Raw genomic sequence first — 1,626 nt, forward strand, 5'->3', positions numbered from 1 at the left:
ATGTAATAAAAAAGAGGCCCGAAATGGGCCTCTTTTTTAGATTGTGTTTCGGGTCATCTCACCGTTGATCAGTCTCAGTAGATTCAGCGGATTCTCATCACGTAATGCTTCTGGTAATAAACTTTGCGGATAGTTTTGATAGCACACTGGTCGCAGATACCGTTCAATGGCCAATGTACCAACAGACGTACCGCGTGCATCCGATGTTGCAGGATACGGGCCGCCATGAACCATCGCATCACAGACTTCCACTCCAGTTGGATAGCCGTTTAATAACAAACGTCCAGCTTTCTCTTCCAATACTGGTACAACGTCTGCAAATTCAGTTAAATCGGCTTCATCCGCAATGAGGGATGCCGTCAATTGACCATTCATACTACTGAGGGCTTGAATCAATTGAGCTTTATCTTCAACTTCAATCACAATGGTCGTTGGACCAAAGATCTCTTCTTGTAATAATTGATCGCCTGCCAGCAGTAGCTGTACATCTGCTTTAAATAGCTGAGGCTGCGCCTGACTTCCTTGCTGCTCGTGACCCGCTAAATGCTGAATGCCCTGATGTGACGTTAAATGCTCTAAACCCGATGCGTAACTTTTCAATGTACCTGCATTCAGCATGGTCTGGGCAGGCTTGCCATTCATAATATTTGTCAATGTCTCAATCATCTGGCTATATTCAGGTGATTTTATCCCAATGATCAAACCGGGGCTGGTACAGAACTGACCACACCCCATTACGACCGAATCAGCCAAGTCCTGAGCAATTTGAGCACCACGGGTTTTCAGTGCTACAGGCAACATCAGCATAGGATTGATACTGCTCATTTCCGCAAATACAGGAATGGGTTGTGGGCGGGAAGCCGCCAGATCACACAATGCTCGACCACCTTTCAATGATCCTGTAAAACCCACGGCTTGAATCAAGGGATGCTTCACCAGCGCTGCACCGACACCGTTACCATAGATCATATTAAATACACCTTTAGGCATATTAGTTTTTTCGACTGCCCGTTCAATGGCTTGTGCCACTAAATCTGCCGTTGCCATATGACCACTGTGAGCTTTCACCACCACTGGACAACCTGCAGCTAAAGCAGAAGCCGTATCACCCCCCGCTGTTGAAAAGGCCAAGGGGAAGTTGCTTGCACCAAAGACAGCAATTGGGCCTACACCAATTTTAACTTGACGTAAATCTACACGAGGCATTGGTTGACGATCAGGTAAGGCGGTATCAATACGTGCACTAAGGAAATCACCTCGACGTAATACCTTGGCAAATAAACGCATTTGCCCACTGGTTCGGCCTCGCTCACCTTGTAGGCGGGCAATCGGTAAAGCCGTTTCCTGAGAAACGATCTCAAGGAAATCTTGCCCGAGCGCATCTAATTCATCTGCGATTGCCTCTAAAAATTGAGCACGTTGTTCAGGTGATGTGTGACGGTAGCGTTTAAAGGCTTGGCTCGCAATCTCACAGGCCTGATTGACTTCTTGTTCAGTGGCCTGATGAAACTCATAAGCCAAAGCTTCACCCGTGGTGGCATGAACGCTATGTAAGATTTCATGTCCTAACGCACTGCGTTGACCTGCAATAAAGTTTTTCCCAATCATCATAACCAGTTCCTTAAA

Annotated in this window: 1 protein-coding gene; it reads right to left on the reverse strand. The window is 46.6% G+C overall.

The window, feature by feature from the left end:
- Positions 1-36: 36 nt before the first annotated feature.
- Positions 37-1,611: an aldehyde dehydrogenase (NADP(+)) gene (locus AC1IR0_RS15580; protein ID WP_479741561.1), complete on the reverse strand. Its 1,575-nt coding sequence runs from the start codon at positions 1,609-1,611 to the stop codon at positions 37-39.
- Positions 1,612-1,626 lie beyond the last annotated feature (15 nt).

This window comes from Acinetobacter sp. 129952 (genome assembly GCF_056642055.1).

What these genes read in the sequence shown, in the direction of transcription:
- AC1IR0_RS15580 (WP_479741561.1), bottom strand. Translation starts at nt 1,611, where the DNA reads ATGATGATTGGGAAAAACTTTATTGCAGGTCAACGCAGTGCGTTAGGA.